General features: G+C 72.2%; 28 protein-coding genes and 1 pseudogene. 20 read left to right on the forward strand and 9 right to left on the reverse strand.

Going from position 1 to position 25005, the window contains the following annotated elements; genetic code table 11:
• The first annotated feature begins 12 nt into the window (after nucleotides 1–12).
• From AF1_RS12500 to AF1_RS12510, 3 genes are read left to right on the forward strand one after another with little or no spacing between them, the layout of a single operon-like run.
• On the forward strand, nucleotides 13–810 hold the full coding sequence (locus AF1_RS12500) for a class II aldolase/adducin family protein (protein ID WP_207394089.1): 798 nt from the start codon (nucleotides 13–15) through the stop codon (nucleotides 808–810).
• Nucleotides 807–2072 carry an amidohydrolase family protein gene (locus AF1_RS12505; RefSeq protein WP_067797000.1) on the forward strand — a complete coding sequence of 422 codons (1266 nt, stop codon included), beginning with the start codon at nucleotides 807–809 and terminating at the stop codon, nucleotides 2070–2072. The genes AF1_RS12500 and AF1_RS12505 overlap by 4 nt, the downstream gene beginning before the upstream one ends.
• A gap of 23 nt (nucleotides 2073–2095) precedes the next feature.
• Nucleotides 2096–3307 carry a cytochrome P450 gene (locus AF1_RS12510; protein WP_131732733.1) on the forward strand — a complete coding sequence of 404 codons (1212 nt, stop codon included), beginning with the start codon at nucleotides 2096–2098 and terminating at the stop codon, nucleotides 3305–3307.
• Here the strand turns inward: AF1_RS12510 and AF1_RS12515 are convergent, their stop codons facing one another.
• Nucleotides 3308–4042, reverse strand: coding sequence for a FadR/GntR family transcriptional regulator (locus AF1_RS12515; RefSeq protein WP_067797005.1), 735 nt, complete (start codon nucleotides 4040–4042; stop codon nucleotides 3308–3310). It lies immediately after the preceding gene.
• A 75-nt stretch (nucleotides 4043–4117) separates the two neighbouring features.
• Between AF1_RS12515 and AF1_RS12520 the strand changes: the two genes are divergently transcribed.
• The 4 genes and pseudogenes from AF1_RS12520 (at nucleotide 4118) to AF1_RS36295 (ending at nucleotide 5670) form a co-directional block, all read left to right on the forward strand.
• Nucleotides 4118–4552, forward strand: a complete 435-nt coding sequence (locus AF1_RS12520) for an acyl-CoA thioesterase (RefSeq protein ID WP_067797008.1) — start codon at nucleotides 4118–4120, stop codon at nucleotides 4550–4552.
• Between the two features lie 143 nt (nucleotides 4553–4695).
• A complete protein-coding gene (locus AF1_RS12525) occupies nucleotides 4696–4941 on the forward strand; it encodes a hypothetical protein (protein ID WP_067797010.1) in 246 nt (81 codons plus the stop codon).
• Nucleotides 4922–5440 (forward strand): annotated as a pseudogene (locus AF1_RS12530) (DUF6879 family protein). The gene AF1_RS12525 and the pseudogene AF1_RS12530 overlap by 20 nt, the downstream one beginning before the upstream one ends.
• A 104-nt stretch (nucleotides 5441–5544) precedes the next feature.
• Nucleotides 5545–5670: a hypothetical protein gene (locus AF1_RS36295; RefSeq protein WP_255218798.1), complete on the forward strand. Its 126-nt coding sequence runs from the start codon at nucleotides 5545–5547 to the stop codon at nucleotides 5668–5670.
• 132 nt (nucleotides 5671–5802) lie between these two features.
• Here the strand turns inward: AF1_RS36295 and AF1_RS12535 are convergent, their stop codons facing one another.
• The 3 genes from AF1_RS12535 to AF1_RS12540 all read right to left on the reverse strand — a co-directional run bounded on the left by AF1_RS12535 (nucleotide 5803) and on the right by AF1_RS12540 (nucleotide 7210).
• The gene (locus tag AF1_RS12535) at nucleotides 5803–5985 is read right to left on the reverse strand and encodes a DUF397 domain-containing protein (RefSeq protein WP_067797013.1); all 183 of its coding nucleotides are present in this window, start codon (nucleotides 5983–5985) and stop codon (nucleotides 5803–5805) included.
• A 242-nt stretch (nucleotides 5986–6227) separates the two neighbouring features.
• Nucleotides 6228–6410: a DUF397 domain-containing protein gene (locus AF1_RS33210; RefSeq protein WP_084262826.1), complete on the reverse strand. Its 183-nt coding sequence runs from the start codon at nucleotides 6408–6410 to the stop codon at nucleotides 6228–6230.
• Nucleotides 6344–7210 carry a helix-turn-helix domain-containing protein gene (locus AF1_RS12540; protein WP_084262827.1) on the reverse strand — a complete coding sequence of 289 codons (867 nt, stop codon included), beginning with the start codon at nucleotides 7208–7210 and terminating at the stop codon, nucleotides 6344–6346. Before AF1_RS12540 ends, AF1_RS33210 begins: the two co-directional genes overlap by 67 nt.
• A 173-nt stretch (nucleotides 7211–7383) precedes the next feature.
• Here AF1_RS12540 and AF1_RS12545 point away from each other — a divergent pair, with 173 nt between their 5' ends.
• From AF1_RS12545 to AF1_RS12555, 3 genes are read left to right on the forward strand one after another with little or no spacing between them, the layout of a single operon-like run.
• Entirely contained in the window at nucleotides 7384–7779 is a 396-nt protein-coding gene (locus tag AF1_RS12545; protein WP_165488400.1) for an ATP-binding protein, read from the forward strand.
• Complete coding sequence (locus AF1_RS12550) at nucleotides 7761–8132, forward strand: hypothetical protein (RefSeq protein ID WP_067797019.1); 372 nt, start codon at nucleotides 7761–7763, stop codon at nucleotides 8130–8132. The genes AF1_RS12545 and AF1_RS12550 overlap by 19 nt, the downstream gene beginning before the upstream one ends.
• Nucleotides 8133–8136: 4 nt before the next feature.
• On the forward strand, nucleotides 8137–8325 hold the full coding sequence (locus AF1_RS12555) for a hypothetical protein (RefSeq protein WP_067797022.1): 189 nt from the start codon (nucleotides 8137–8139) through the stop codon (nucleotides 8323–8325).
• A 23-nt stretch (nucleotides 8326–8348) separates the two neighbouring features.
• On the opposite strand, the gene AF1_RS12560 is transcribed toward AF1_RS12555, so the two are convergent.
• The gene (locus tag AF1_RS12560; protein ID WP_067797025.1) at nucleotides 8349–9944 is read right to left on the reverse strand and encodes a class I adenylate-forming enzyme family protein; all 1596 of its coding nucleotides are present in this window, start codon (nucleotides 9942–9944) and stop codon (nucleotides 8349–8351) included.
• Nucleotides 9945–10041: 97 nt separating this feature from the next.
• Between AF1_RS12560 and AF1_RS12565 the strand changes: the two genes are divergently transcribed.
• The 8 genes from AF1_RS12565 to AF1_RS12600 all read left to right on the forward strand — a co-directional run bounded on the left by AF1_RS12565 (nucleotide 10042) and on the right by AF1_RS12600 (nucleotide 18071).
• Entirely contained in the window at nucleotides 10042–10914 is an 873-nt protein-coding gene (locus AF1_RS12565) for a branched-chain amino acid ABC transporter permease (protein ID WP_067797028.1), read from the forward strand.
• A complete protein-coding gene (locus tag AF1_RS12570) occupies nucleotides 10911–11921 on the forward strand; it encodes a branched-chain amino acid ABC transporter permease (protein ID WP_084262829.1) in 1011 nt (336 codons plus the stop codon). The genes AF1_RS12565 and AF1_RS12570 overlap by 4 nt, the downstream gene beginning before the upstream one ends.
• Nucleotides 11918–12718, forward strand: coding sequence for an ABC transporter ATP-binding protein (locus AF1_RS12575; protein ID WP_067797034.1), 801 nt, complete (start codon nucleotides 11918–11920; stop codon nucleotides 12716–12718). The genes AF1_RS12570 and AF1_RS12575 overlap by 4 nt, the downstream gene beginning before the upstream one ends.
• Nucleotides 12708–13451 carry an ATP-binding cassette domain-containing protein gene (locus AF1_RS12580; RefSeq protein WP_207394088.1) on the forward strand — a complete coding sequence of 248 codons (744 nt, stop codon included), beginning with the start codon at nucleotides 12708–12710 and terminating at the stop codon, nucleotides 13449–13451. Before AF1_RS12575 ends, AF1_RS12580 begins: the two co-directional genes overlap by 11 nt.
• Nucleotides 13448–14323, forward strand: coding sequence for a FadR/GntR family transcriptional regulator (locus tag AF1_RS12585; RefSeq protein WP_207394087.1), 876 nt, complete (start codon nucleotides 13448–13450; stop codon nucleotides 14321–14323). Before AF1_RS12580 ends, AF1_RS12585 begins: the two co-directional genes overlap by 4 nt.
• Nucleotides 14324–14513: 190 nt before the next feature.
• Complete coding sequence (locus AF1_RS12590) at nucleotides 14514–17027, forward strand: ATP-dependent Clp protease ATP-binding subunit (protein WP_067797037.1); 2514 nt, start codon at nucleotides 14514–14516, stop codon at nucleotides 17025–17027.
• Nucleotides 17028–17064: 37 nt separating this feature from the next.
• Complete coding sequence (locus AF1_RS12595; RefSeq protein ID WP_242608879.1) at nucleotides 17065–17637, forward strand: CGNR zinc finger domain-containing protein; 573 nt, start codon at nucleotides 17065–17067, stop codon at nucleotides 17635–17637.
• A complete protein-coding gene (locus tag AF1_RS12600; RefSeq protein WP_067797041.1) occupies nucleotides 17634–18071 on the forward strand; it encodes a protein-tyrosine phosphatase family protein in 438 nt (145 codons plus the stop codon). The genes AF1_RS12595 and AF1_RS12600 overlap by 4 nt, the downstream gene beginning before the upstream one ends.
• Nucleotides 18072–18089: 18 nt before the next feature.
• On the opposite strand, the gene AF1_RS12605 is transcribed toward AF1_RS12600, so the two are convergent.
• A complete protein-coding gene (locus tag AF1_RS12605) occupies nucleotides 18090–19694 on the reverse strand; it encodes a GMC family oxidoreductase (protein WP_067797044.1) in 1605 nt (534 codons plus the stop codon).
• Nucleotides 19695–19919: 225 nt separating this feature from the next.
• Here AF1_RS12605 and AF1_RS12610 point away from each other — a divergent pair, with 225 nt between their 5' ends.
• Together AF1_RS12610 and AF1_RS12615 are read left to right on the forward strand one after the other, a co-directional pair.
• A complete protein-coding gene (locus AF1_RS12610; protein WP_067797046.1) occupies nucleotides 19920–21056 on the forward strand; it encodes a serine hydrolase domain-containing protein in 1137 nt (378 codons plus the stop codon).
• A complete protein-coding gene (locus tag AF1_RS12615; protein WP_067797049.1) occupies nucleotides 21053–22582 on the forward strand; it encodes an alpha/beta hydrolase in 1530 nt (509 codons plus the stop codon). The genes AF1_RS12610 and AF1_RS12615 overlap by 4 nt, the downstream gene beginning before the upstream one ends.
• Here AF1_RS12615 and paaE read toward each other — a convergent pair.
• The 3 genes from paaE to paaC are packed head-to-tail and all read right to left on the reverse strand — an operon-like array spanning nucleotide 22570 to nucleotide 25001.
• Nucleotides 22570–23646: a 1,2-phenylacetyl-CoA epoxidase subunit PaaE gene (gene paaE / locus AF1_RS12620; protein WP_067797052.1), complete on the reverse strand. Its 1077-nt coding sequence runs from the start codon at nucleotides 23644–23646 to the stop codon at nucleotides 22570–22572. The genes AF1_RS12615 and paaE overlap by 13 nt on opposite strands.
• On the reverse strand, nucleotides 23647–24135 hold the full coding sequence (paaD, locus tag AF1_RS12625; RefSeq protein ID WP_067797055.1) for a 1,2-phenylacetyl-CoA epoxidase subunit PaaD: 489 nt from the start codon (nucleotides 24133–24135) through the stop codon (nucleotides 23647–23649).
• Complete coding sequence (paaC, locus tag AF1_RS12630; RefSeq protein ID WP_067797058.1) at nucleotides 24129–25001, reverse strand: 1,2-phenylacetyl-CoA epoxidase subunit PaaC; 873 nt, start codon at nucleotides 24999–25001, stop codon at nucleotides 24129–24131. The genes paaD and paaC overlap by 7 nt, the downstream gene beginning before the upstream one ends.
• Between the last annotated feature and the right edge of the window lie 4 nt (nucleotides 25002–25005).

Genomic DNA, 25005 nt, shown 5'->3' on the forward strand with positions numbered 1-25005 from the left:
ATGGGAGGAACCGTGACGTTGGAGGTCGGGCCTCGGCCCGCACCGGCACCGGTCGCCGGGGGCGCCGCCGAATGGACGCCCCGGGTGATGCCGCCGATCGGCAGGGAACTCGGCGACCGGCAGAAGCTGGCGTGCGCGTTCCGGATCCTCGGGCGGTCCGGTTTCAGCGAGAACATCGCGGGCCACATCACCGTCCGGGTGGAGGACGGCGAGGACCTGCTGATCAACCCGTGGGGCCTGTGGTGGGAGGAGATCACCGCGTCCGACATCTGCCGGGTGTCGCCGGACGCGGAGGTCCTCGACGGCAAGTGGGACGTCACCCCCGCCATCCACATCCACACCGAGCTGCACCGCCGCCGCCCCGACGTGCGGGCCGTGGTGCACAACCACCCGTACCACGCGACCGTGCTCGCGGCGCTCGGCGTGCTGCCGGAGTTCCTGCACCAGACCGGGTCGATGTTCGACGGCGACCTGGTCTTCGTGGACGAGTACACCGGCGAGGTCGCCACCGCCGACCTCGGCGCCGACCTCGCCGACCGGATCGGCGACAAGTCGGTGGTGCTGCTCGCCAACCACGGCGTGATCGTGACCGGCCCGTCGGTGGAGGAGGCGACCTACCGGGCCGCGACCATCGACCGGCAGTGCCGGCTCATGCACGACGTGCTGGTCTCGGGGCGGGACCATACGCTTGTGGCGCCCGGCCTGCGGCGGAGCATGAAGGCGTCGCTGCTCGAACGCGGAACCGAATTCTTCTGGAACGGCGCGGTCCGCGCGCTGCTCCGCGACCATCCGGAGGTGGTGGACTCATGAGCATCAACCTGGACGACCTCGCGGCCAACACCGGTTTCACCACCGGAGGCAGGGGCGCCGAGGGGCCCACCTGGCTGCCCGAGCCCGAACGGCGCGACCGCAAGTACACCGTGATCTCCGTGGACGACCACATCGTGGAGCCGCCGGACACGTTCGAGGGACGGCTGCCGGCCAGGCTCGCCGACCGCGCCCCGAAGATCGTGGAGAAGGACGGCGGCACCGAGGTGTGGGTGTACGACGGCAAGGAGTTCCCGAACGTCGGGTTCAACGCCGTCGTCGGGCGTCCCGTGTCGGAGTACAGCTTCGAGCCGTCCCGGTTCGACGAGATGCGGCGCGGCGCCTGGGACATCCACCACCGGATCAAGGACATGGACCTCGCCGGGATCTACGCGTCGCTCAACTTCCCGTCGTTCCTGCCAGGCTTCGCGGGGCAGCGGCTGCAGCTCACCATGTCCGACACCGAACTGTCGCTCGCGGCCGTCCGGGCCTGGAACGACTGGCACCTGGAGGAGTGGGCCGGGTCCTACCCGGACCGGATCATCCCCTGCCAGATCCCGTGGCTGCTCGACCCGGAGCTCGGCGCCGAGGAGATCCGCCGCAACGCCGAGCGCGGCTTCAAGGCGGTGACGTTCTCGGAGGCGCCGCAGAAGCTCGGGCTGCCGTCCCTGCACACCGGGTACTGGGACCCGCTCATGCGGGCGTGCGCGGAGACGGGCACGGTCGTGAACCTGCACATCGGGTCGTCCGGGACGTCCCCGGCGACCGCCGATGACGCACCGCCCGACACGGTCGGCGTCCTGTTCTTCGGGTACGCGATGTTCGCCGCCGTGGACTGGCTGTACTCGATGCTGCCCGTCCGCTACCCGGACCTGAAGATCTGCCTGAGCGAGGGCGGCATCGGCTGGGTCGCGGGGCTGATGGACCGGCTCGACCACATGCTCAGCTACCACGACATGTACGGGACGTGGACGAAGGACATCGGCCTCACCCCGGCCGAGGTCCTCAAGCGCAACTTCTGGTTCTGTGCCGTGGAGGACCAGTCGTCGTTCGCGCTGCGCGACCGCATCGGCGTGGAGAACATCCTGCTGGAGAGCGACTACCCGCACTGCGACTCGACGTGGCCGGACACCCAGCGGGTCATCGAGTCGGAGATCGGCGGGCTGCCCGACGCGGACGTGCGCCGCTTCACCTGGCAGAACGCCGCCGAGCTGTACCGGCACCCCGTCCCGGCCGAGGTCCAGGCCGACCCGAACGCGTACTGACCGGGAGACCCACGATGACGATCATGCGCTCTTCGGGCGCCGGCACCTCCGGGGAGTACGACCCGTTCGCCCCGGAGGTGCTGGAGGACCCGGCGCCGGCGCACCGCGCCCTCCGGGACAAATGCCCGGTGCACCATTACGCGGGGTTCGGGGAGAAGGGCTTCTACACCGTGTCGCGGCACGCCGACGTCACCGAGGTGTTCGGTGACGTCGGCCTCTGGTCGTCGGAGTGGGGGCAGGGCCCGATCTACACGCGGGAGGGCGGGCTGCGCTCCGACCCGCCGGAGCACACCGTCTACCGGCGGCTGGTGACGTCGGCGTTCACGGCCCGCCGCACCGCCGCGCTGGAGGAGTGGATCACCGCGACGGCCGCCGGGCTGGTCGACGGGTTCGCCGGGGACGGCCGCGCCGACCTGTGCGAGGCGTTCGCGGTCCCGCTGCCCGTCCTGGTGATCGCCGAGATCCTCGGGGTGCCCGCGTCCGACCAGGCCGACTTCAAGGAGTGGTCGGATCAGTTCATGGCGGGGCAGAACGCCGCCGACCCGGCGGTGCAGGGCGCCGCCCGCGCCAAGATCGACGGCTATTTCACCGGCGTCCTGGGGCGGCGCCGCGAGGTGCTGGCCGGCGACGGCCCGCGGGCGCTGCCGGACGACCTGCTCACCGCCCTGCTCACCGCCGAGCACGACGGGCGGCCGTTCACCGACGAGGAGTTGCTGCCGCTGATCCTGCTCCTGCTGGTCGGCGGCAACGAGACCACGACCTCGCTCATCGCGAACGCGGTGTGGCGGCTCCTGGATCTCGGGCTGTGGGAGGAGGTCCGGGCGCGCCCGGAACTGGCGGACGCGGCCGTGGAGGAGAGCCTCCGCTACGACCCGCCGGTTCTCGGGCTGTACCGCACCAGCACCCGTCCGGTCGTCCTGCACGGGGTGGAGATCCCGGTGGGGGCGAAGGTGCACGGGCTGTACGCGTCCGCGAACCGGGACCCGGAGGCATGGGACGACCCGGACACCTTCCGGCTGGACCGTGACCTGAACGAGCTGCGCCGCCGGCACCTGTCGTTCGGCCTCGGCCGGTACCTGTGCCCCGGCGCGGCGCTGGCCCGGCTGGAGGCGCGGATCTCGCTGCGGCTGCTCGGCGAACGGCTGCCCGGCCTGCGCCTCGACGGCGAGCCGACCCGCGTCGACTCGTTCATGATGTGGGGCCCGGCGACCCTGCCGATCGCCTGGTCGGTGTAGCTAGTTCAGCACATGGCACTGGGCCGCGGTCAGGTGACGCCGTGCGGCGCGTTCGGCGCCCGCGGCGTCACCGGCCGCGATCAGCCTGATCAGCCGGTGGTGGGCCCGCACGCCCTGGGAGCGCTGGTCGAGGCCGGGGAACTCGCCGCGCCCGGCGGCGCCGCCCGCCCATTCCTGCTCGGCGGTGGTCCAGAGCCGTTCGAGCGCGCCGACGGCCACCGCCATCGCGGCGTTCCCGCAGCCGAACACGAGCTGGGCGTGGAACCCGCGGGCGGCGCGGACGAAGCCGATCAGGTCGTCCAGGTTCGCCTCGACGTCGCGCTGCGCCGCCTCCAGGGCCGGGATGACGCTGGTCTCCCGGTCGGGGCGTTCGGCGCACAGGCCGGCGCAGACCGGTTCGAGCCGCACCAGGGCGACGGCGATGTCCGCGGGCGCCGTCTGCCGCGACCGCAGCACCAGGTCGATGGCCTGCGCCGCCGTCTCCGTGCGCGGGACGTGCACGACGGCGCCGCCCTTGTTGCCGCGCAGCACGGTGATGAGCCCCTCGGACTCCAGGATGCGCAGCGCCTCCCGCATGGACGGCTTGCTGACCCCGAACTCGGCGAGCAGGTCGTCCTGCGGGCCGATGACCTCGCCGTCGGCCAGCTCGCCGCTGACGATCCGCTCACGCAGGACGGAGGCGACCATGTCGGCGAGGCGGGGCTGGCGAATGCGCGCCGGGCGCGTTCCCTCCACCGGTCCCCCGTCGTGAGTGCGATGGGCCGGACGGCCCTTAACATCTAAATCTTAGCATCTGCAAGGGGAGTGACCGTGCCGGACGATCCACTGCACCGGGTGACGTTCCGCCTGTCGTACGGCGACTGCGATCCCGCCGGGATCGTGTACTACGCCAACTACCAGCGCTGGATGGAACGCGTGCACACCGAATGGTGGTTCCTGCACGGCCTGCGCTTCGACGAGCTTCCGGCGCGCCTCGGCGTAGCGGTCGTCACCCGCGCCGCGTCCGCCGAGTACGAACGCACCATCACCCTCTTCGACCAGATCGAATGCCGCCTCTACGCGACCCGCGTCGGCCGCACCTCGTTCGAGATGCGCGGCGATTTCATCCGCGAGGACGGCACCCGCGCAAGCACCGCCACCCTCACCCTCGTCTGCGTAGACCCGGCCACCCCGGCCAAGGCGGTCCCGATACCGCCCCCGATGCGCCGCCTCCTGCTGGACGGCGGCGCCGTGCCGACTCGATGACGCAGGGCGCCTGTCGACCCGGTCCGCGTGCGACCGGCAAGCCAAGAGTGCATGCCTGGATACCTTGCTCATGCCGTCCGTACGGCCTCATGCCGGTATCCGGCATGCCACGTTCGGGCACACCCTCCACCAAGGAGAGCGCCATGGCATTACGTTTCCTCGGCAAGGACCCGGACTGCAAGGACGGTGACTCGCCTTCGCTCTGGTACGACGACGCTGACGGCAGCGTGGTGGTGCAGGGATGGAAGGAAGGTGACCCGGCTGTGGTGGCCGAACTCCTGGAGACCTCCGGCCGCGACCACGTCCCGTCAAATGAGGAAGTGGTCCGGATTCCGGGACGCCTTCTGCCGCTGCTCAAGGAGTTGATGAATGCCCCGAACGCCTGCTGATCTCCTGGCATCGGCACGGTCCAGCGCTGTCCACCTGGAGATGCGCGACGTCTACGCTGTGGACCGGGAGGACGAGGAGTTCAAGGCGTGGAGGGCAGGGTACCGGGAGGATCCCGACGACCCGGCCTCGTGGTGGAGGCCGTGGCTCACCCTCGTCCAGGAGGTGACCGCTCGTGGTGTCCGGCTTCGCCGGGCGCGCATCGTTTCCGAGCCGGTGAGCGAGTACATCCGGTTCGAGTACGACGGCACGTTCACCAACGTGCATGCGGGCGAGCAAGTGCGCTGGTTGCCGCGGCGACAGGCAGCCGACCTCTGCCTTCCAGGCACCGACTTCTGGCTGTTCGACGGACGGCTGGTCATGTGGAATCACTTCGACGGCGACGGGCGGCCATAGCAAAAGGAGACCACCACGGACCCGGCCGTGGTCAAGCTCTGCTCGTCGGCGTTCGAAGCGGTGTGGGAGCGCGGTATCGACCACGCGGACTACCAGCTCGTCTGAGATGTCATAACCCGTATCGTGTCCACCACATCACCGTCGTCCAGCGCGCAGCGGGCACGGCGAGCGCTGGCCGCGGGGCTCCGGCCCTGCAGGAGTGGTGGGAGGTGGAGGACGCCTACCGCTGGTGGGACGGGCTCGACCGTCCCACCGCCGACCGGTGGGGCCTGACCGTCACCCCCGAGGGCCAGTACGTTTGGCTCGACACCGAGGAGCATCGCATCGGCCGATAGGGGCCGGCGCATGGCCCCTCCGTAACGTCAGAACCCCCGGCGAGCCGAAAGCCCTGAACGGTATGACAGCGCACAAGAACCCCGGACCCTCGAAAGAGGCCGGAGCTCTGCGCGGATTAGCGGATTAGGGGGTTAGTGCTTCAGGGTTGCCATTAGGGCGGCGAACTCGTCGCGCGCTATCAGCAGTTTCGGGCCGTCCGGGTCTTTGGAGTCGCGGACGGCGATGATTCCAAGAGTTGACGCCAGTTCGACGCACTCGCCTCCGGTGCCGCCACTGTGACTGCTCTTGCGCCAGGTCGTCGTGTTCAGGTCCATCGTTCTGCCTGCACCTTTCGGATGACATCAAGCGACTGATCTATCGGGAGGGCCAGGCCCCGAACGCCTTGGAACGCCCGGCGGTCGTCTCCTGTCTTCACCATAGGCATGGCATCGAATGGATCAACTGCTGTAGTCGCCGAGCAGCGGTGGGGAGACGATAACGATGCCTGGGTGGTGCTGAGCACGCGAGAGCCCCGGGCCCTTGGGAGGGCCGGGGCTCCCGTGCTGATTGGGGAGTGTCAGTGCTTCAGGGTTGTCATCAGGGCTGCGAACTCGTTGCGCCGCACGATCAGTTTCGGGCCGTCTGGGTCTTTGGAGTCGCGGACACCCACCCCTTCCGGGAAGGCGGCTAGTTCTACGCACTCGCCTCCGGTCGAAGTCGAACGGGTGGCCTTTCGCCAGACGATCTTGCCTGCTTCCACGTCGTTGCCTTCCTGCGGATCTCGTCCAACGACTGCGCCACGGGGAGCGCAAGTCCCTGAACCTGCCTTAGCGCTTTGCCGAAGGCTACAAGGTCGGCTGGTTCGGCCATCGTGAACCCACGCGCCAGCGTCTCGACGTAAGCGACCTGTTGCATGTCCTCCAAGGTGGCGATCGTGAAGGAGTGGGTGTTGCCCAGATGCGTGCCATCTGCGGAAACGATCTGGATTTGCATCCCGTCCTCGATCTTGGCTGCGAGGTGTTCGAGTTGCTCGACCATGACGTCGGGACTTCCGACGGGGCGTGTGAGCGTCTGGGCGTCCAGCAGAAATGAGACGTCAGGCGGAGGTGGATCGGAGCGGGTGAAGATCGCCTGCCGTGACATGCGCGCCGTCACCGCGTCCTTGTCCCCATGCAAGATTGCTTCGGCATAGGCGGGCACCTGAAGTAGACCGTGCACCACGGACAGGCTGTAGGACACGAGGATGATCGCATCCCCCTCGACGGCCACCCAGTCGAACCAGGTGGGAAACGCCGAGTCCATCGCGAGATCATGCCATAGGGCGAGTAATTCGCCATGAGCCTCCAGCAACTCGTCCATCTCTGCGGCGAATTTCTCAGTACACCTGGCACGGCCATTCTCGATTGCCCCGATGTACTGCGGCTTCACGCCCGCACCGCCGTGTGCCCGTGAGGCGAGGCTCTCTTGAGTCCAGCCCTTGGCGTTTCGGAAGCGTCGGAAGCGCCTTCCGAACGCGACGAGCGTTGGGCTTGTGGTGCTTCGTCTGCGGCGAGTGGACATGGAAGGTCTCCCTGAGGGTGCGTACCACACAAGCGCGACTCAACCGGACACAACCGAGCTCGGACTCGACGGTGCGACTTGTAGCCAGGACTCACCTGGTTTGTTACGCACCGTACATCGCTGGTGGCTGAATGTCCCCTTGTCAAGCCGGACTCATTCCGAAGGTCGCACTCATGTCAGCAACAGTGCTTGCTCCAGAGGTTCCGCCGCCGCTCGTCCTCGAACCCACCGACCAGGCGCCGGGTCTCGCGCGGCGGTTCCTCGCCGAGCGGTTCGCCGAGTGGGGGGTCGAAGACGACTACGTGGGCCGGGTCGTGGTCTGCGAACTGGTCACCAACAGCTACCTGCACGGTGAGGGGCAGATCGTCGTCCGGGTGTTCCGCGACGAGCGCGACGGCCGGCCGGTGGTGGAGGTGTGGGACGCCGGGGAGGGGCGGCCGGAGATCCAGCCGGAGAACTGCGCGGACGTCTCCGGACGGGGGCTGCTGCTCATGGCCGAACTCGTCCACGACTGGGGCGTCCGTCCCCTCAATGAGGGAGGGAAGGTCACGTGGGCCAAGTTTCACTGACGGGCTACCAGGTTCGCCGGAGGCTCCACTTCCGCCTCCTGAAGTGGCGCACCGACCGCAACCGCGACACCGTCGTACGCCACTTGGACCTGCTCGCTCTCGCGCTGGAGCGGCACGGGTGGCGCTGTGTGAAGACGTACTGCCCCGAGGTCGTCCCGGTCCGTACGCCGCTGCTGCGGGTCTACGGCGCCGGCGGTGTCGTGATCACGCTCAATGTCATGGCAGTGCCCGGAGGCCGGTGGGCGTTCCATGAGGCTCCGCGCGGACGTGGCGGGTTCCTGTGCCACTGCGGAGGCGACACCAAGTACGCCGCGCAGGTCATCGACCGGTTTCTTCAGGACCGATCGCGGTAGCCACATGAACGAGGCCGTGCTCCACCATCTGTTCCTGGAGTGGGCGATCATGCGGGACGGTGCGGGCGTGTGGCGGGCCATCGGCCGCATCCCGATCTCGGCGTCCGACCTGGACGGTCTGCTGGAGTCGCTCACCGTCGCCGACCCTGACGCCGTCCGGCGTGCCCTCTCGCTGCTGACGGAGGACGGATGACCCGGCCCGCCTCGTGATCCGGGTCAGGGGGTGAGGCGGCGGTGGATGTCGTCGCGTAGTTCGCCCTTGGCGACCTTGCCGCCGGAGGAGCGGGGCAGGGCGTCCAGGACGATGAGCCGCTCGGGGTGCCACTCGCGGGAGACGCCGCGCTCGGTCAGGTGCGCGGTGAGGTCGTCCAGGGTGAGCGCGGCGCCCGGACGCAGTTCGGCGTAGACGCAGACGCGTTCCCCGAACACCTCGTCCGGCATCGCGACGGCGGCGGCGAGCGCGACCGCCGGATGCGTGCCGACCTCCTCCTCCACGGCGGCGGCGCTGATGTTCTTGCCGCCCCGGATGATCAGGTCGCTGAGCCGCCCGACGACGCGGAGGTAGCCGTCGGCGTCGATCTCCACGATGTCGGCCATGAGCATCCAGCCGTCCGGGGTGAACAGCTTCTCGTCGGCCTCCGGGTCGTCGTAGTAGCCGGAGCAGGTCGCGGGGCCTTTGCAGCCGGGCTGGCCGGGACGGCCGCTCCCCGTGATGTCGGATCCGTCCGCCGGGTCGAACAGCCGCACCCGCATCTCCGGGATGATCCGGCCGGCGGTGCGCAGGCGGTGCTCGCGGGTGTCGTCGAGGCTGGTGCAACTGAGCGCGCCGGTCTCGTTCGAGCCGTAGAACTGGAGGACCTTCGCGCCCGTCGTCTCCTCGAACCGGGCCGCCCGGTCGTAGGGGACGGCCTCGCCGCCGGTGAACATGCAGCGCAGCGACGACAGGTCGCGTTCCCGCTCCGCCTGCGCGTTCAGCAGCATGATGAACTGCGTGCTCACGCAGTGCAGGACGGTCACGCGGTGCCGTTCGATCAGGTCGAGCGCGGCGTGCGCGTCGAACCGCTCCATCAGCACGGTCGGGACGCCGAGCGCCGCGGGGGAGAAGTGCGCCGTCCACAGCCCGAACCCGAACGGGGACGGGACCGCCCCCATGAACACGTCGGACGGGTTCAGCGCCCCCGCCCGGCACGCCAGCTCGTGGAAGTAGAACCAGCGGTTCTGCGTGTGGGGCACGCACTTGGGCAGCCCGGTCGTGCCCGATGTCGAGTTCAGCATGGAGAAGTCGTCCGGGCCGAGTGCGCGGCCGGTGATGTCGGCGTCGCGCGGGTCGCCGGGGACGCCGAGGCGGTCGACGACGACATGGTGGGCGAGGCCGAGGCCGTCCGCGCGCAGTTCGTCCACCAGTGCGGCGGACCGGGCGCCGCGGTGTTCGGCGAGCGTGACCAGGGCGCGTGAGCCGGTGCGTCCCAGCAGGAACCGCAGCTCGCGGCGGCCCGCCCGCGCGCCGACGCCGACCAGCACCAGCCCGGCCTTCTCCGCCGCCACGGCGGCGACATGCCACGCGGGGCCGTCCGGCAGCAGCGTCGCGACCCGGTCGCCCGGTGCGAGGCCGAGCGCGGCGAGGTGGCGGGCCAGGACCGTCGAGTTCTCCTCGTACCGCGCCCAGGTGAGCGTCTCGTCCGGGGTCGTGTAGGCGGCGGCGCCGGGCCGCTCCGCCGCGTGCCGCCGGACGTGGTCCGCGACGGTCGCCGCGCCCCACCAGCCGGCGGCCCGGTACGCCCGCACGGTCGCCGCGTCGAATGGACTGGTCACAGCTGCCTCCCCGGTCTCCCAACCTGCCCCGAAGTTAGCATTGTCATAGCTTTCTTTTAAACATAAGATCCCGCAGAAGCAGCTCAGAAGGAGCGGGATGTCAGCGCAACTGTGGGTCTCGGTCGTGCAGATCGGGTGCTTCTTCGGACTGGTGGCCCTCGGGTACTACCTGGTCCTCGAAGGAGCCGACTTCTTCAACTTCGCGCTCGGTCCGTTCGCGATGTTCTCCGGCCTGACGGCGTCCTGGCTGATGGCGCAGCAGGGCTGGCCGCTCGGGTTCGCCGCCGTGCTCGGCATCGCGATCGCCGCGGTCCTCGCGGTCGTCACCGAGGTCGCGCTCGTCCGGCCGATCGACGCGCGCACCGGCGGCGGCGAACTGCCCTCCCTCATCGCGGTGGTCGCCGTGCTGTTCGCGGTCGAGCAACTCGCCGGCACCCTGTTCGGCCGGCAGCTCATGCCGGGCCGGTCATGGCTGCCCGACACGACCCTCGACCTCGGCTTCGTCACCGTGGACGGGCAGACGCTCGTGCTCGTCGCCTGCACGCTCGTCTCGTTCACCGGCGTGTGGGTGTGGATGCGCAAGTCCAAGTACGGCCGCATCCTGCGCGCCGTCGGCAGCAACCGGGAGGCGGCGCGCACCCTCGGGATGCCGGTCGGACGGGTCCGGCTGGTCGCGTTCGCGCTCGCCGGCCTCGTCGTCGGCCTCGCCGGGCAGCTGTTCTCCGCCAAGGCGGGGGTGAGTTTCCAGTCCGGCTTCGGATGGGCGCTGTCGGGGTTCCTCGCCCTGGTCATCGGCGGGACGGGCTCGGTGTGGGCGCCGCTGGCCGGCGGGCTCCTGCTCGCGCTCGCCCAGACCCTCGTCCCCTACTACCTGGGCAGCGCCTCACTCGACTACGCCGTCCTGGCCGTCGCGATCCTGTTCTTCGCGCTCCGGCCGAGCGGTCTGTTCGTACGGAGGGTCCGAGTATGAGTGCGGTATCGGTGAAGGAGTCGGCCGGGTCGTTCGGGTGGGTCCGGTCGGCGGAGACGGCGCGCGTCCTCGGCACGCTGGTGCTGACGCTGGGCGTGATCGCGTGGGCGGGCGGTGACCTGTTCCGGCAGGACCTGGCGCTTCTCGGCGCCACGTACGCGCTGCTGGCGCTCGGCATGTACCTGCCGTTCAACCTGGCGGGGGCGCTGTCGCTCGCCTACAGCGCCTACGTCGCGATCGGCGGGTACGCGGTCGGGCTCGTCGCGACCGAGACCGGCTGGCCGCTGCCCGTCGCCTACCTGCTCGGCGCGGTCGCGTCCGCCGTGCTCGCGGTCGTGCTCGGATTCGCGACGCGGCGGCTGTCCGGCTTCTACCTGGCGGCGGTGACGCTGCTGTTCGGCGTCGCGTTCCAGAGCTTCCTGCTGGACGCCAAGGAGATCACCGGCGGGGCGCTCGGCATCGGCTCGATCCGCCCGCTCACCCTCTTCGGCGGCGAAGTGGACCGGCGGTCGTTCATCGCGCTGACCCTGCTGGTCGTGTGGATCGTCGCGGTGGCCGTGGACCGGGTCCGCCGGTCGCCGTTCGGGGTGGCGCTGCAGAGCTCCCGGGACGTCCCGGCGGCGGTGGAGGCGGCCGGGATCGGCGTCCCCGCGCTGCGGCTGACGGTGCTCGGCGCGGGCGCGGCGATCGCGTCGGTCGGCGGCGGCCTGTTCACCACCGCCAACCAGACGATCGGGCCCGACACGTTCACGCTGAGCCTGGTCATGCTGGCGATCTTCATGCCGCTGCTCGGCGGGCAGGGGTCGGCGTGGGGCGCGGTGCTCGGCGCGGTCCTGGTCGTCGAGCTGACCTTCAACCTGCAGATCTTCGAACGCGCCGGGTCCCTGATCTTCGGGATCGCGGTGCTCGCCGTCCTGCTGATCGCCCCGCGCGGGATCCTCGGCTACGCCGGGCAGGGCGCCCGGTGGCTGCGCGGCCGGCTCACGCGCACGGGAGGGACGCGATGACCGAGACGACTCATGACGGGCCGTATCTGCTGGAGGGCACCGGGCTCGGTAAGAGCTACGGCGGCGTCCACGCGGTCGACGACGTGTCGCTGCGCCTGTCGGCCGGGGAGGTCCTCGGGCTGATCGGCCCGAACGGTGCCGGCAAGACGACGCTGGTGGACCTGCTCGACGGCGCGCAGCCCGCCGACCGGGGGACGCTGACCATCCGGGGGCGCAGGCTCGGCGGCCCGCCCTCGCGGCGCGCCCGCGCCGGTCTCGCCCGGACGTTCCAGCATCCGCACCTCGCGCACGACCTCACCGTCCGGGAGAACATCCTGCTCGGGGCCGCCGCGCCGAAGCTCGCCGGGGTCGGCGGGCTCATCGCGGGCCTGGTCGCGGGCGCGTTCCGGCCCGCCGGGGCCCGCTTCGAGGGCACGCTGCGCCGGGTCGCCGAGGCCCTCGAACTCGGTGACCTGAGCCGCCGCTGCGGCGACCTCACGCTCGGCGAGCAGCGGCTCGTCGAGGTCGCCCGCGCGCTCGCGCAGGAGCCGTCGGTGCTGCTGCTGGACGAGCCGTTCGCGGGCGCCGACTCGATCGGCATCGGGGCGATCTCGGCGGCGGTCCGCACGGTCCGCGCGCAGGGCTGCGGGATCATCCTCGTCGACCACAACGTGGACATCGTCGCGTCCCTGGTCGACCGGGTCATGCTGCTGCGCACCGGCACGGTGGTGTTCGACGGCGACCCGGCCGAATGCCTGGCCAGCGCCGAGATGCAGGACGTCTACTTCGGAACCGGTGGTGAGAGCGTTGCCCCATGAGCTGATCCTGAGCGGGGTCTCGGTGCGGTACGGCGAGTCGGTCGCGGTCGCGGACGCCTCGCTCACCTTCACCGGCGGGGCCGTCACCGGCGTCGTCGGGCCGAACGGCGCCGGGAAGTCGAGCCTGCTCCTCGCCGCGTACGGGTCCGTCGCCGCGACCGGCCGGGTCACCCTGGACGGCGAGGACATCGGCGGGCTGAGCGCCGCCCGCCGCGCCGCCCGCGGGCTCGCGCTCGTCCCGCAGGGCAGGCAGATCTTCCCGCGGCTGACCGTCCGGGAGAACCTCCAGGTCATGGCGGACACGCTGGGCCTGCCGGGCGGGCAGGTCGAGACGGCGCTCGACCGCTTCCCGGTGCTGCGCGAACGTGCCCGCGCGCTCGCCGGGGTGCTCAGCGGCGGCGAGCAGCAGATGCTCGCGGTGTCCCGCGCCCTGATGGGCTCGCCGAAGGCGCTGCTGCTGGACGAGATGTCCACCGGCCTGGCGCCGCTGGTCGTCGCGGAGCTGATGGACACCGCGCGCCGGCTCGCCGAGGAGGGCACCGTCGTGGTGGTCGTGGAGCCGTCGATCGGCGCGATCCGGGACCGCCTCGACCGCGGCTACGTGCTGCTGCGCGGCCGGGCGTCCGACCCGGTCGAGGGCGGCCGGGAACTGGACGCCGCCTACCAGCGCGCGATGGGCGTCACGGCCGGGAGCGCGGAACCGCACGCGGTCTCGCCCCCGGGTGGAAGATGAGAGACGCACGTGACGGCCGGAACCATGACATCCGAGAGGACATCGACACGGTGGAGGACACCGAGAGCCCGGAGCCGCGGGCGCAGATGCGCCAGCCGCGGGTCGCGGACCTGCTCGCCGACACCCTGCGGTCCCGCATCCTGCGCGGCGAGCTGCCCGACGGCAGCCTGCTGCCCAAGCAGTCGGACCTGCTGGAGGAGTTCGGGGTCAGCAAGCTCGCCGCCCGCGAGGCGCTGCGCATCCTGGAGACCGAGGGGCTGATCACGGTCCGGCGCGGCAACACCGGAGGGTCGGTCGTGCACGCGCCGAAACGCGACAGCGTCGCCTACATGCTGGCACTGGTCCTGGAGTCGCGGCAGGTCGCGCTGCCGGACGTCGGGTTCGCGCTCCAGCAGATCGAGCCGTTCTGCGCGGCGCTGTGCGCGCAGCGCCCCGACCGGCACACCGCGGTCGTGCCGGCGCTGCGCCGTGCGCACGAGAGCCTCGTGCACGCCGTCGAGACCGGCGACGAGAAGCGCGCGACGCCCGCGTCCCGCGAGTTCCACGAGGCGATCGTCCGGCTGTGCGGCAACGAGACGCTGTTCGTCGTGGCGGGCGCCCTGGAGACGCTGTGGACGGCGCAGGAGAGCGACTGGTCCGAGCACGCGACCCGCGCCGGTTTCTTTCCCGAACCCGCGCTGCGCCGCCAGGCCCTGGACGAGCACGCCCAGGCGCTGGCGCTCATCGAGGAGGGCGACGCCGAGGGGGTGGCCCGCCTGCTGCGGGGTCACCTGCAGACCGCGCAGAAGTACCCGATGACGGGCGTCGGCGACGACCAGCGCGTCCGGGCGACCCTGCTGCGCCCGCTGGTCCAGCCCGCCGACCATCTCTGAGCCCGCCGGGAACGGCGTGCCGCGCGCCGGCCGCGCGACGCCTCCCCGCCCAGGGGCTTCACCCGGGGTTTTCCGGGCCGTCCCACGGGCAGGTCCCTGACCGTTGCAGTAACGGGCCTTCGGCGTGCGGTGCTCGCGCATCTCGGACGGGGCGCCGGCGCCTTGGTGCGCAGGCGAGGGGGGTTCGCAGATGAGCGCGGGATGGTACGGGCCTGGGGGGATGGATCCGTTCGAGGAGATGCTCGGCCGGTTCTTCGGGGCGCGGGCGCAGCGCCGCCCGGTGGAGCGGATCAGCATCGCGCGGCTGATGAGCGAGCCCGCGCGCGAGCTGGTCCGGGACGCGGCGGCCCAGGCGGCGCAGTGGGGCAGCGTCGACCTGGACACCGACCACCTGCTGTGGGCGGCGACGCGGCAGCAGGGGACGCGGCAGTGGATCGCGCGGGCCGGCGCCGACCCCGACAAGATCAAGAACGAGATCGAGGACCATGCCCGGCGGGGTGAGCCGCGGGACGTCCCGCCGGAGCTGACGCCGTCGGCGAAGCGCGCGCTGCTGGACTCGCACCAGGTGTCGCGGGCGCTCGGCTCGTCCTACATCGGGCCGGAGCATCTGCTGTTCGCGCTGGCGCTCGACCGCGGGTCCAGTGCGGGACGCATCCTGGACCACGAGCACATCACGCCGGATTCGCTGCAGTCGGCGGCGGCCGGCGGCGGTCCCGGGCAGCCTCCGGCCGGTCCCGGCGGCGGGCCGCCGTCCGGCACCCCGACGCTGGACGAGTTCGGCCGCGATCTGACCGTGCTGGCGCGGGAGGGCCGGATCGACCCGGTGATCGGGCGGGAGCGGGAGATCGAGGAGACCGTCGAGGTGCTGTCGCGCCGCACCAAGAACAACCCGGTGCTGATCGGCGACCCGGGGGTCGGCAAGACGGCGATCGCGGAGGGGCTCGCGCAGCGGATCGTGGACGACGACGTCCCGGAGGCGCTGCGCGGCAAGCGGGTCGTCCAGCTCGACCTGAGCGGCGTCGTCGCGGGCACCCGGTACCGGGGCGACTTCGAGGAGCGGCTGAAGAAGGTCGTGGACGAGATCCGCGAGCACGCCGGCGAGCTGGTGGTGTTCATCGACGAGATCCACACGATCGTCGGCGCGGGCGGCGCGGAGGGCGCGGTGTCGGCGGGGAACATGCTGAAGCCCCCGCTGGCGCGCGGCGAGCTGCACGCGGTCGGCGCGACGACCATCGACGAGTACCGCCGCAACATCGAGAAGGACGCGGCGCTGGAGCGCCGGTTCCAGCCGATCCTGGTGCCGGAGCCGAGCGTCGACGACAGCATCGAGATCCTGCGCGGCCTCCGCGACCGGTACGAGGCGCACCACCAGGTGCGGTTCACCGACGAGGCGCTCGTCGCCGCCGTGGACCTGTCCAGCCGCTACCTGACCGACCGGTTCCTGCCGGACAAGGCGATCGACCTGATCGACCAGGCGGGCGCCCGCGTCCGGCTGCGGTCCGGCACGCGCGACGGCGGGCGGCGCGAGCTGGAGCAGCGGCTCGACCGGCGGCGCCGGGAGAAGGACCAGGCCGTCGCGGACGAGGACTACGAGAAGGCGTCCGAGCTGCGGGACGAGGTGACCGGGCTGGAGGAGGAGCTGCGGCACGCCGGCGAGGAGGACGGCCCCGCGACCGTCCCGGAGGTGACCCCCGAGGACATCGCCGAGGTCGTCTCCCGCATCTCCGGCGTGCCCGTCACCCAGCTCACCGAGGCCGAACGCGAGCGGCTCACCCGCCTGGAGGAGCATCTGCACCAGCGGGTGATCGGGCAGCAGGACGCGGTGGCGGCGGTGGCGCGGGCCGTGCGCCGGTCCCGCGCGGGGATGGGCGACCCGAACCGCCCGATCGGCGGGTTCCTGTTCCTCGGCCCGACCGGCGTCGGCAAGACCGAGCTGGCGAAGGCGCTGGCGGAGGCGCTGTTCGGCAGCCAGGACCGGATGGTCCGGTTCGACATGAGCGAGTTCCAGGAGCGGCACACCGTCAGCCGGCTGCTGGGCGCCCCGCCGGGATACGTCGGCTACGAGGAGGCGGGGCAGCTCACCGACGCCGTCCGCCGCCGGCCGTACTCGGTGATCCTGCTGGACGAGATCGAGAAGGCGCACCAGGACGTGTTCAACGTCCTGCTCCAGCTGCTCGACGACGGGCGGCTCACCGACGCGCAGGGCCGCACGGTCGACTTCCGCAACACCGTGGTGATCATGACGAGCAACCTCGGCTCGGAGCTGATCATCGGGACGACGGAGATCGGGTTCGGCGTGTCCGGCGGGGAGGGGGACGCGTTCGGCGACCGGATCATGCGCCGGCTGCGCGAGTCGTTCCGGCCCGAGTTCCTCAACCGGATCGACGAGATCATCGTGTTCCGGCGGCTGGAGGCGGGCCAGCTCCGGCAGATCACCGATCTGCTGCTGGACGAGACGCGCCGCCGCCTCCGCGCGCAGGACGTCGACGTCGACTTCACCCCCGAGGCGGTGGACTGGATCGCCGAGCGCGGCTACCAGCCGGAGTTCGGCGCCCGGCCGCTGCGCCGCACGATCCAGCGGGAGGTGGACGACCAGCTCGCCGACCTGCTGCTGGCCGGCGACCTGGAGCACGGCCGGCACGTGGAGGTGTCCGCCGTGAACGGCGGTCTCCAGTTCGACGTCAGCACGGAGCCGGTGAAGTAAGTGTTATGGTCCTCCTGTAACCCTTACAGGAGGACCTGTGGTGCACATTCCGATCGGCGACTACGTGGCGGGCGCGGAGCTCGCCAACGCCCTGATCAGCACGTCGCCCACCGTGCGCGGAGCGGAGGCGCTGCCCGATGCGGCGGCGCTGGCCGGCCTGCTGGCCGGTCTGCCCGCGGGGCGGGACCTTCGGGTGCCGGACGCGGCGGACGTCCAGCCGGTCCAGTTGCTCCGCCGGGAGGCCCGCGGCATCGTGGAGACGGAGAACGGCGAGCAGAGCGCCGCGGGCGCGGCCGTCCTGCTCCGGCGCGCCGGACGCGCGCCCGTGCTGCGCCGCGACCCGTCCGGGCGGTGGCAGTGGTTCGTCCCGACCGCCCCGGACGCGTCCCTCGCCGACGAGCTGGCCGCGGTCATCGCGGTCGCGGTGCTCGGCGTCGTCCGGGCGCTCGGCCACGAACGCTTCCGCGCCTGCGCCGCCCCCGGCTGCCGCGGCGTGTTCATCGACGCCAGCCGGGCCGGACGCCGCCGCTACTGCATGCCCGAGCGGTGCGGGAACCGGCTCAACGTCGCCAACCACCGCGCCCGCCGCCAAGCGGGGGTGACCCGGTGACCGCCCCGCTCGACGGTGCGATCCGGCTCCCGGACGGCGCATGGATCCGGGGCCGCGGCCTGCGCGCCCCGCTGCCGGCCGGACCCGTCCCCGGCTTCGGCCTCTACCTCGGCTCCGGCCGCCTGCGCCGCCGCCACGAACCGGGGCTGAACTGGGAGTCGGCGTGGATCGACTGGCCCGACTTCCTGCTGCCCCGCGACCGGGATGACGCGGTCCGGCGCATCCGCGACCTGCACGCCCGCGCGTGCTCGGGCGACTCCGTCGAGGTCGCCTGCGGCGGCGGCGTCGGCCGCACCGGCACCGTCATCGCCTGCCTCGCCATCCTGTCCGGCGTGGACCCGGCCGACGCGGTCGCCTGGGCGCGCGAGCACCACCACCCGCGCGCCGTGGAGACGCCCTGGCAGCGCCGCTGGGTGGCCCGCTTCCCGCGCTGAGGCTCGGCCCGCCGAGGATCAGCCGCCGAGGATCAGCGTCGCGGCGCGTTCGCCGATCATCATGCTCGGGGCGTTGGTGTTGCCGCCGATGATGCTCGGCATGATCGACGCGTCCGCGACGCGGAGCCCCTCGATGCCGCGGACCCGCAGCGCCGGATCGACCACGGCCCGCTCGTCCGACCCCATCCGGCAGCTGCCGACCGGGTGGTAGACGGTCGTCGCGCGGTTCGGCAGCTCCTCCGCCAGCGCGGCGCGATCGGGGTACCGCGGCCCGGGGGACAGCTCCGCCCTGACGTCCCCGGCGATGATCTTGTTGGCCATCACCTCGCGGACGAGCTCGATCCCGTCGAGCAGCAGCCGGGCGTCGTCCGGGTCGGTCAGGTAGCCGGGGTCGATGACGGGCGCGGCGGCCGGGTCGGCGGACGCCAGCCGGACCGTGCCGCGGCTCTTCGGGTAGATCAGCGTCGGCATGACCGTGAGGGCGGGACGCTTGTCCACCTTGTGCCGCACCGGGGCGTCCTGGTTGGGGAACGGGTACGACCACGGCAGCGCGTGCAACTGGAGGTCGGGGATCTCGCCCGCCTGCCCGCTGCGGACGAACCCCACCGCCTCGAACACGCTGCGGGCCACCCACGTCCCGCCCTTCGTCCACTCCTTGGCGACGCCCCGGGCGAAGTAGGGCGCGGTGCCCTTGTTGCGGGCGGTGTCCATGATGAACGTCATCGGCACGAACATGTGGTCGTGCAGGTTGTCGCCGACGGGCAGGTCCGCGTGGACCTCGATGCCGTGCTCCCGCAGATGCGCGGCCGGACCCACCCCCGACAGCATGAGCAGCTGCGGCGACCCGAACGCCCCCGCCGCGAGCACCACCTCCTTGGACGCCCGGATCGTCCCGCGCCCCTTCTTGGAGACGACCTCGACGCCCGTGGCACGCCCCTTGCCGACGGTCACGCGTTCCACCAGCGCGCCCGTCACGACCGTCAGGTTCGGCAGCCCGTGGTCGTCCAGGTAGCCGACGGACGAGCTGTACCGCAGCCCCTTGGCGACGCTCTGCTGGAAGACGCCCGCCCCCTCCTGCTCGGCGCCGTTGTAGTCGTCGTTGCGCTTCACCCCGGCCGTGTCGATCAGCGCCTCGATGAACGCCTCCGACGCGGGCGTGAGGTTCCGCTGCCGGGTCACCTCGATCGGGCCGCCGGCCCCGCGCAGCTCGGTGGCGCCGTCCTCCCAGTTCTCCATCCGCCGGTAGCCGGCGAGCACGTCGTCGAAGCCCCAGCCGTCGCAGCCGTCCGCCGCCCAGTCGTCGTAGTTCCTGCGGTGGCCCCGCACGAACAGCATGCCGTTGATCGACCCCGAGCCGCCGAGCACCTTCCCCCGGACCTGCGGGATCCTCCGGTCGAGCGCGTGCTTCTGCGGCGCGCTGTAGAACCCCCAGTCCAGCTTCTTCTTCAACTGGGGGACGTTGTGGAAGACGGCGATCAGCCCCGGCTTGCGGACCAGCGGCGTCCGGTCCGACCCACCCGCCTCCACCAGGACGACGCTCGCCCCCGACTCGGCCAGCCGCTTCGCCAGCACGCATCCCGCGCTGCCGGCCCCCACCACGACGTAATCGGCGCTCAGGTCCATGTCTTCCTCTCGGCGGCCACCGCGCACGGCGGGACGGCCGCTCTCCGAGGGCCTCGCGCCCGGCCCGGTCGGCGACTGAATGGGTGCGCCGATCCTAGAGGGACGAACCCCTCTCCCCAACCCCTGTCCCGATCACCGGAATCCGCGCACGGGGGCCGGCCCCACCACCGCTCCGGGTGATCGCCCCAATGTGCCGGTGAGCGCGCCCGCCTAGCGTCGGAACACATGATCAGGCACCGAATCACCGCGCTGCTGGTGGCGGCGGCCACGGTCACCGTCACCGCCGTGGCGCCCGCGCCGGCCCGCGCCGCCCGGCCCCGGTGCGGCGACCACGACGCCACCCGCACGGCGCTGGAACGCATGACGCGCGTGCACCGCCTCACCGGCGCGGCCGTACGGATCGACGACCCCCGCTGCGGCGCCTGGACGGCGGGAAGCGGCGTCGCCGACCGGCGGACGCACCGCCCGATGCGCGCGGACCTGCGCGTCCGCGTCGCCAGCATCACCAAGACGTTCACGGCGGCGACCCTGCTCGGGCTCGCCGCGCGGGGCCGGATCTCGCTCGACGCCCCGGTCGAGCGCTACCTGCCCGGCCTGCTCGGCCGGGGCGGCCACGACGGACGTGAGATCACCGTGCGGAGCCTGCTGCGGCACACCAGCGGCCTGCCCGACCACATGGACACCTTCGCGAGCGGCGAGGAGTTCCGCTTCCGCCATTTCGAGCCGGAGGAACTGGTGGCCCGCGCGCTGACGCTGCCGCGCCCCGGCCCCGGCTGGCACTACTCCACCACCAACTACGTCATCGCCGGGCTGATCGTGGAGAAGGTGAGCGGCCACCCCCTGGAGGACGAGGTCCGGCGGCGGATCATCGAACCGCTGCGGCTCCGCGACACCTACTGGCCCGGCGACGGGACGCGGATCCGGGGCCCGCACCCGCGCGGCTACATCCGTACCGAGACGGGCGCGTGGGCCGACCGCACCGAGATGAACACGTCGGTCGCGTGGGCGGGCGGCGCGCTGATCTCCAGCCCCCGCGACGTGAACCGGTTCTTCGCGGCCCTGCCGGGCGGGCGGCTGCTGCCCCCGGCGATGCTCGCGGAGATGAGGCGGACCGTCCCCGCCGACCCGGACCGGGTGTGGGACGGCGCGTCCTACGGTCTCGGCCTCATCGGGACGCCGCTGCGCTGCGGCGGCACGTGGTGGGGCCACGCGGGCGACATCGACGGCTTCACCTCGCTCGCCGGGGTGGCCCCGTCCGGCCGCACCGTCACCGTGGTCTTCAACGAGAACCCCGCCACGCAGGAAGCGTGGAACGACGAGCTGAACATCGCCAGGACCGCCCTCTGCGAGGAGAACCGATGAAAACGACCCGCTGGACGGCGGCCCTCACGGGAACGGCCGCCGCACTCGCCATGGCGACGGCGGTCCCGGCCACCGCGGCCCCGGACCCCCTCGGCCGCTTCCACCATCAGCGGCTCACCTGGAAGCCCTGCACGCTCGGCCCGGGCGACGAGATCGGCACGGAGCTCGACAAGGCCGGCGCCAGGTGCGCCGGCGTGACCGTCCCGCTCGACTACACCCGCCCGGACGGCCGCACCATCACCGTCGCGATCTCCCGGCTCGCGGCGTCCGGCCCGCGGATCGGCACGATGATCCTCAACGGCGGCGGCCCCGGACCCGCCCTCGACATGCCGCCCTACATGCGCGGCATCATGGGCGAGGCGGGCACCCGCTACGACCTCGTGGCCATGGACCCCCGCTCGCTGGGCCGCAGCACCCCGGTCGACTGCGGCTGGCCCGCCGGCACGTGGATCAAGGGTGCGGGCGTGACACGCCGCTCCTACGGACGCGCCGCCGCCTTCGCGAAGGACCTGGCGGCACGATGCGCGCGGACGAACGCCGGCATGCTCCCGCACATCAGCACCCGCAACATCGCCCGGGACATGGACGTGGTCCGGAGCGCGCTGGGCGAGCGGAAGGTGTCCTACAACGGCGCGTCCTACGGCACGGTCCTCGGCCAGGTCTACGCCTCGATGTTCCCGGGCCGCCTCGACCGGGTCGTCCTCGACAGCTCCCAGGACCTGTTCACCTGGGGTCCGCGCACCCTCGTGGGCGTCGAGCAGGCGAACGAGCGGGGCCTCGCCGGCTGGGCGGCCTGGACGGCGGAGCGCGACGCGGAATACCGCCTCGGAGACACCCGGACCGCGGTCCTGGCCACCGTGCACCGGATCCTCAAGGCGTCCGGCCGCGCCCCCCTGGCCGTCGGCCGCCACCGCCTCGACGACACGATGGTGCCCCTCGTGCTGTTCACCGCCCTGGACACCGACGAGGACGCGGCCCGGGCGAACCTGGCCGCGTCCGTTCGCGTCCTGGCCGACGCGGCCGCGGGGCGCCCCGCCCGCCCCACCCCGCAACTGGACGAGCAGCTCACCTATCTGCTCACCGGGGCCGAAGGGCGGGACGCCTCCGGCCAGGCCGCCATCATCTGCGGTGACGGAGCCGCCCCGCGCGACCCGGCGCTCTACTGGCGCGACGTCCAGCGCACCCGCCACGCCGCCCCGATGTTCGGCCCGGTGAGCCACAACATCGGCCCCTGCGCGTTCTGGCCGACCCGTCCGGCCGAGCCGCCGACGCGGGCCGTCGGCCCCCTCCCCGCCCTGATGGTGGCGGCGACCGGCGACACGCGAACCATCTACGAACGCAACGAAGTGGTGCACCGCCAGCTGCGGGGCAGCCGGATGATCACCCTGCCCGCGAACGTCCACGCCCCCTACCAGCGCGGCTACCCGAACACGTGCGTGATGACCACCGTCAACGGCTACCTGCTGACCGGCCGCCTGCCCGGCCGCGATCTCACCTGCCCGCCCGAGCCGGGTCAGCTGTCGTAGTCGATGGTCAGCTCGGAGGTCACCGGGGTGGACTGGCAGGTCAGGACGTAACCCGCGGCCACCTCGGCGGGGTCGAGGGCGAAGTTGCGGCGCATGTCCACTTCGCCCTCGACGACTCTGCCCCGGCAGGTGCCGCACACGCCGCCCTTGCAGGCGAACGGCAGGTCGGGGCGGACGCGCTGGGCGGCGTCGAGGACGGTCGCGTCCCGCGGCTGGGTGAGGGTCGTGGAACGTCCGTCCAGGACGATCGTGACCTCGCTGGCCGGGCCGGTGGGCGCGGACCGCCTCCGGTTCGGCTCGGGCGGCACGTCGTCCACGTGGAAGAGCTCCTGGTGGACGCGGTCACGCGGCACACCGAAGCCGTCCAGGACACCGCGCGCGTCGGTGACCATGCCGAACGGTCCGCACAGCCACCAGTGGTCGACGTCCGGGACGGGGACGAGAAGGGGGAGCAGGGTGCGCAGCCTGTCCGCGTCCAGGCGACCGCTGAACAGCTCCGCCTCCCGGGGCTCCTGGGACAGGACGTGCACCAGCTCGAAACGGTCCGGGTGGGCGTCCTTCAGATCGGCGAGTTCGTCGGCGAACATGACCGTGCCGCTGGTCCGGTTGCCGTACAGGACCGTGACGCGGCCGGCCGGGTCGGCGAGCGCGGACGCGGCGATCGACAGCACCGGGGTGATGCCGGACCCGGCGGCGATCAGCACGTGGTGCGCGGCGCCGCCGGCGAGGACGAACGTGCCCGACGGCGGCAGGACCTCGATCATGTCGCCCGGCCGCACCTCGTGCACCAGCCAGGACGAGAACAGCCCGGCCGGGATCTCGCGGACGCCGATGCGGGGCGCGGCCCCGGCCGGCGCGCAGATCGAGTAGGACCGGCGTTCCTCCCGGCCGTCGACGCGGCGGCGCAGCGTGAGGAACTGGCCGGGACGGAACGCGTATGCGTCCGCCAGTTCCGGCGGCACGTCGAAGGTGACCGCGACCGCGTCGTCGCACAGGCGCTCGACGGCGGCGACGCGCAGCGCGTGGAAGCCGGCGCGGCGGGGCGCGACCTCGGTGAGCGTCATCTAGAGCTCCTTGAAGTGCTCGAACGGCTCCCGGCAGGCGTCGCAGCGGCGCAGGGACTTGCAGGCGGTCGCGCCGAACCGGGACAGCTCGACCGTGTCGGCGGAGCCGCAGCGCGGGCAGCGGACGCGGCGGGCCGGGCCCAGCGTGAGCGGGATCGGGCCCGGCTCGCGGCGGGGGGCCGGACCGGGTGGCGCCATCCCCGCCTCGGAGAGCTTGCGGCGACCCGATTCGGTGATCCAGTCGGTCGTCCAGGGCGGGTCCAGGACCGTGCGGATCTCGACCTCGGGGTAGCCGGCCGCCGCGAGGCGGGACCGCAGGTCGGCGCGCATGGTGTCCAGCGCGGGGCAGCCCGTGTAGGTGGGGGTGATCGTCACCTCGACGCGGCCGGTCCGCTCCGTGACGTCGCGCAGGACGCCCAGCTCCGCGAGCGTGAGCATCGGAAGCTCCGGGTCGGTGACGGTTTCGGCGACCGCGCGGGCGCTCACCATGTCGCCCCCGGATGGGCGCGGGCCAGGCCCTGCATCTCGGCGAGCAGACCGGTCAGCGCCGCGGAGTGCGCGCCGTCGCGTCCGGCCAGGTGGGACGGGACGGGATCAGGGCGCCGGAGGGTGGCCTTCGCCAGCACCTCGTCCAGCACCGCGTCGAACTCCTCGCGGACGTCGGCCGGGTCGACGCCCACCCCGGCGCCCGCGAGCCGGCGTTCGACCTCGTGGGTCGCGAACAGCTCGCCCGTCAGCGGCCAGAGGTCGTCCAGCGCCCGCTGCGCGCGCTCGTGGGAGAGGTCGGTGCCGTCGCCGAGCCTGACCGTCCACAGCGCGGCGTGGTCGCGGTGGTAGGCGACCTCCTTCACGCTCTTCGCGGCGATCGCGGCCAGCACCGGGTCACCGGACGCGGTGAGGCGGTCCAGCAGCGCCAGCCGCCACGTCGCGAACACCAGCAGCCGGACGGCCGAGTACGCGAAGTCCCCGTTCTCCGCCTCGGCCAGGCCGACGTTGCGGAACTCGGGCGGGTCCCGGAAGTAGGCCAGGTCGTCCTCGCCCCGGCCGGCGTCCTCGGCGGCCCCGGCGCGCGCCAGCAGCAGCCGCGCCTGGCCGAGCAGGTCGAGCGCGATGTTGGCGAGCGCGACCTCCTCCTCCAGTTCGGGCGCGTGCGTGCACCACTGCTGCAGCCGGTGCGACATGACGAGCGCGTCGTCGCCGAGCATCAGGCAGTAGGCGGCCAGCGCGGCACGGTCGACGCCGTCCGGGACGGCCGGGTCGATCCCGGCGAGCGGGTCGTCGAACCCGGTGCCGAACGCCCAGCGGGTGTCGTCGCTTTCCTGGGCGAGCGCGTCGAACGCGTTGTCGAACGACATGGAG

The sequence above is a fragment of the Actinomadura formosensis NBRC 14204 genome (assembly GCF_001552155.1).
GTDB classification, from domain to species: Bacteria; Actinomycetota; Actinomycetes; order Streptosporangiales; family Streptosporangiaceae; genus Spirillospora; species Spirillospora formosensis.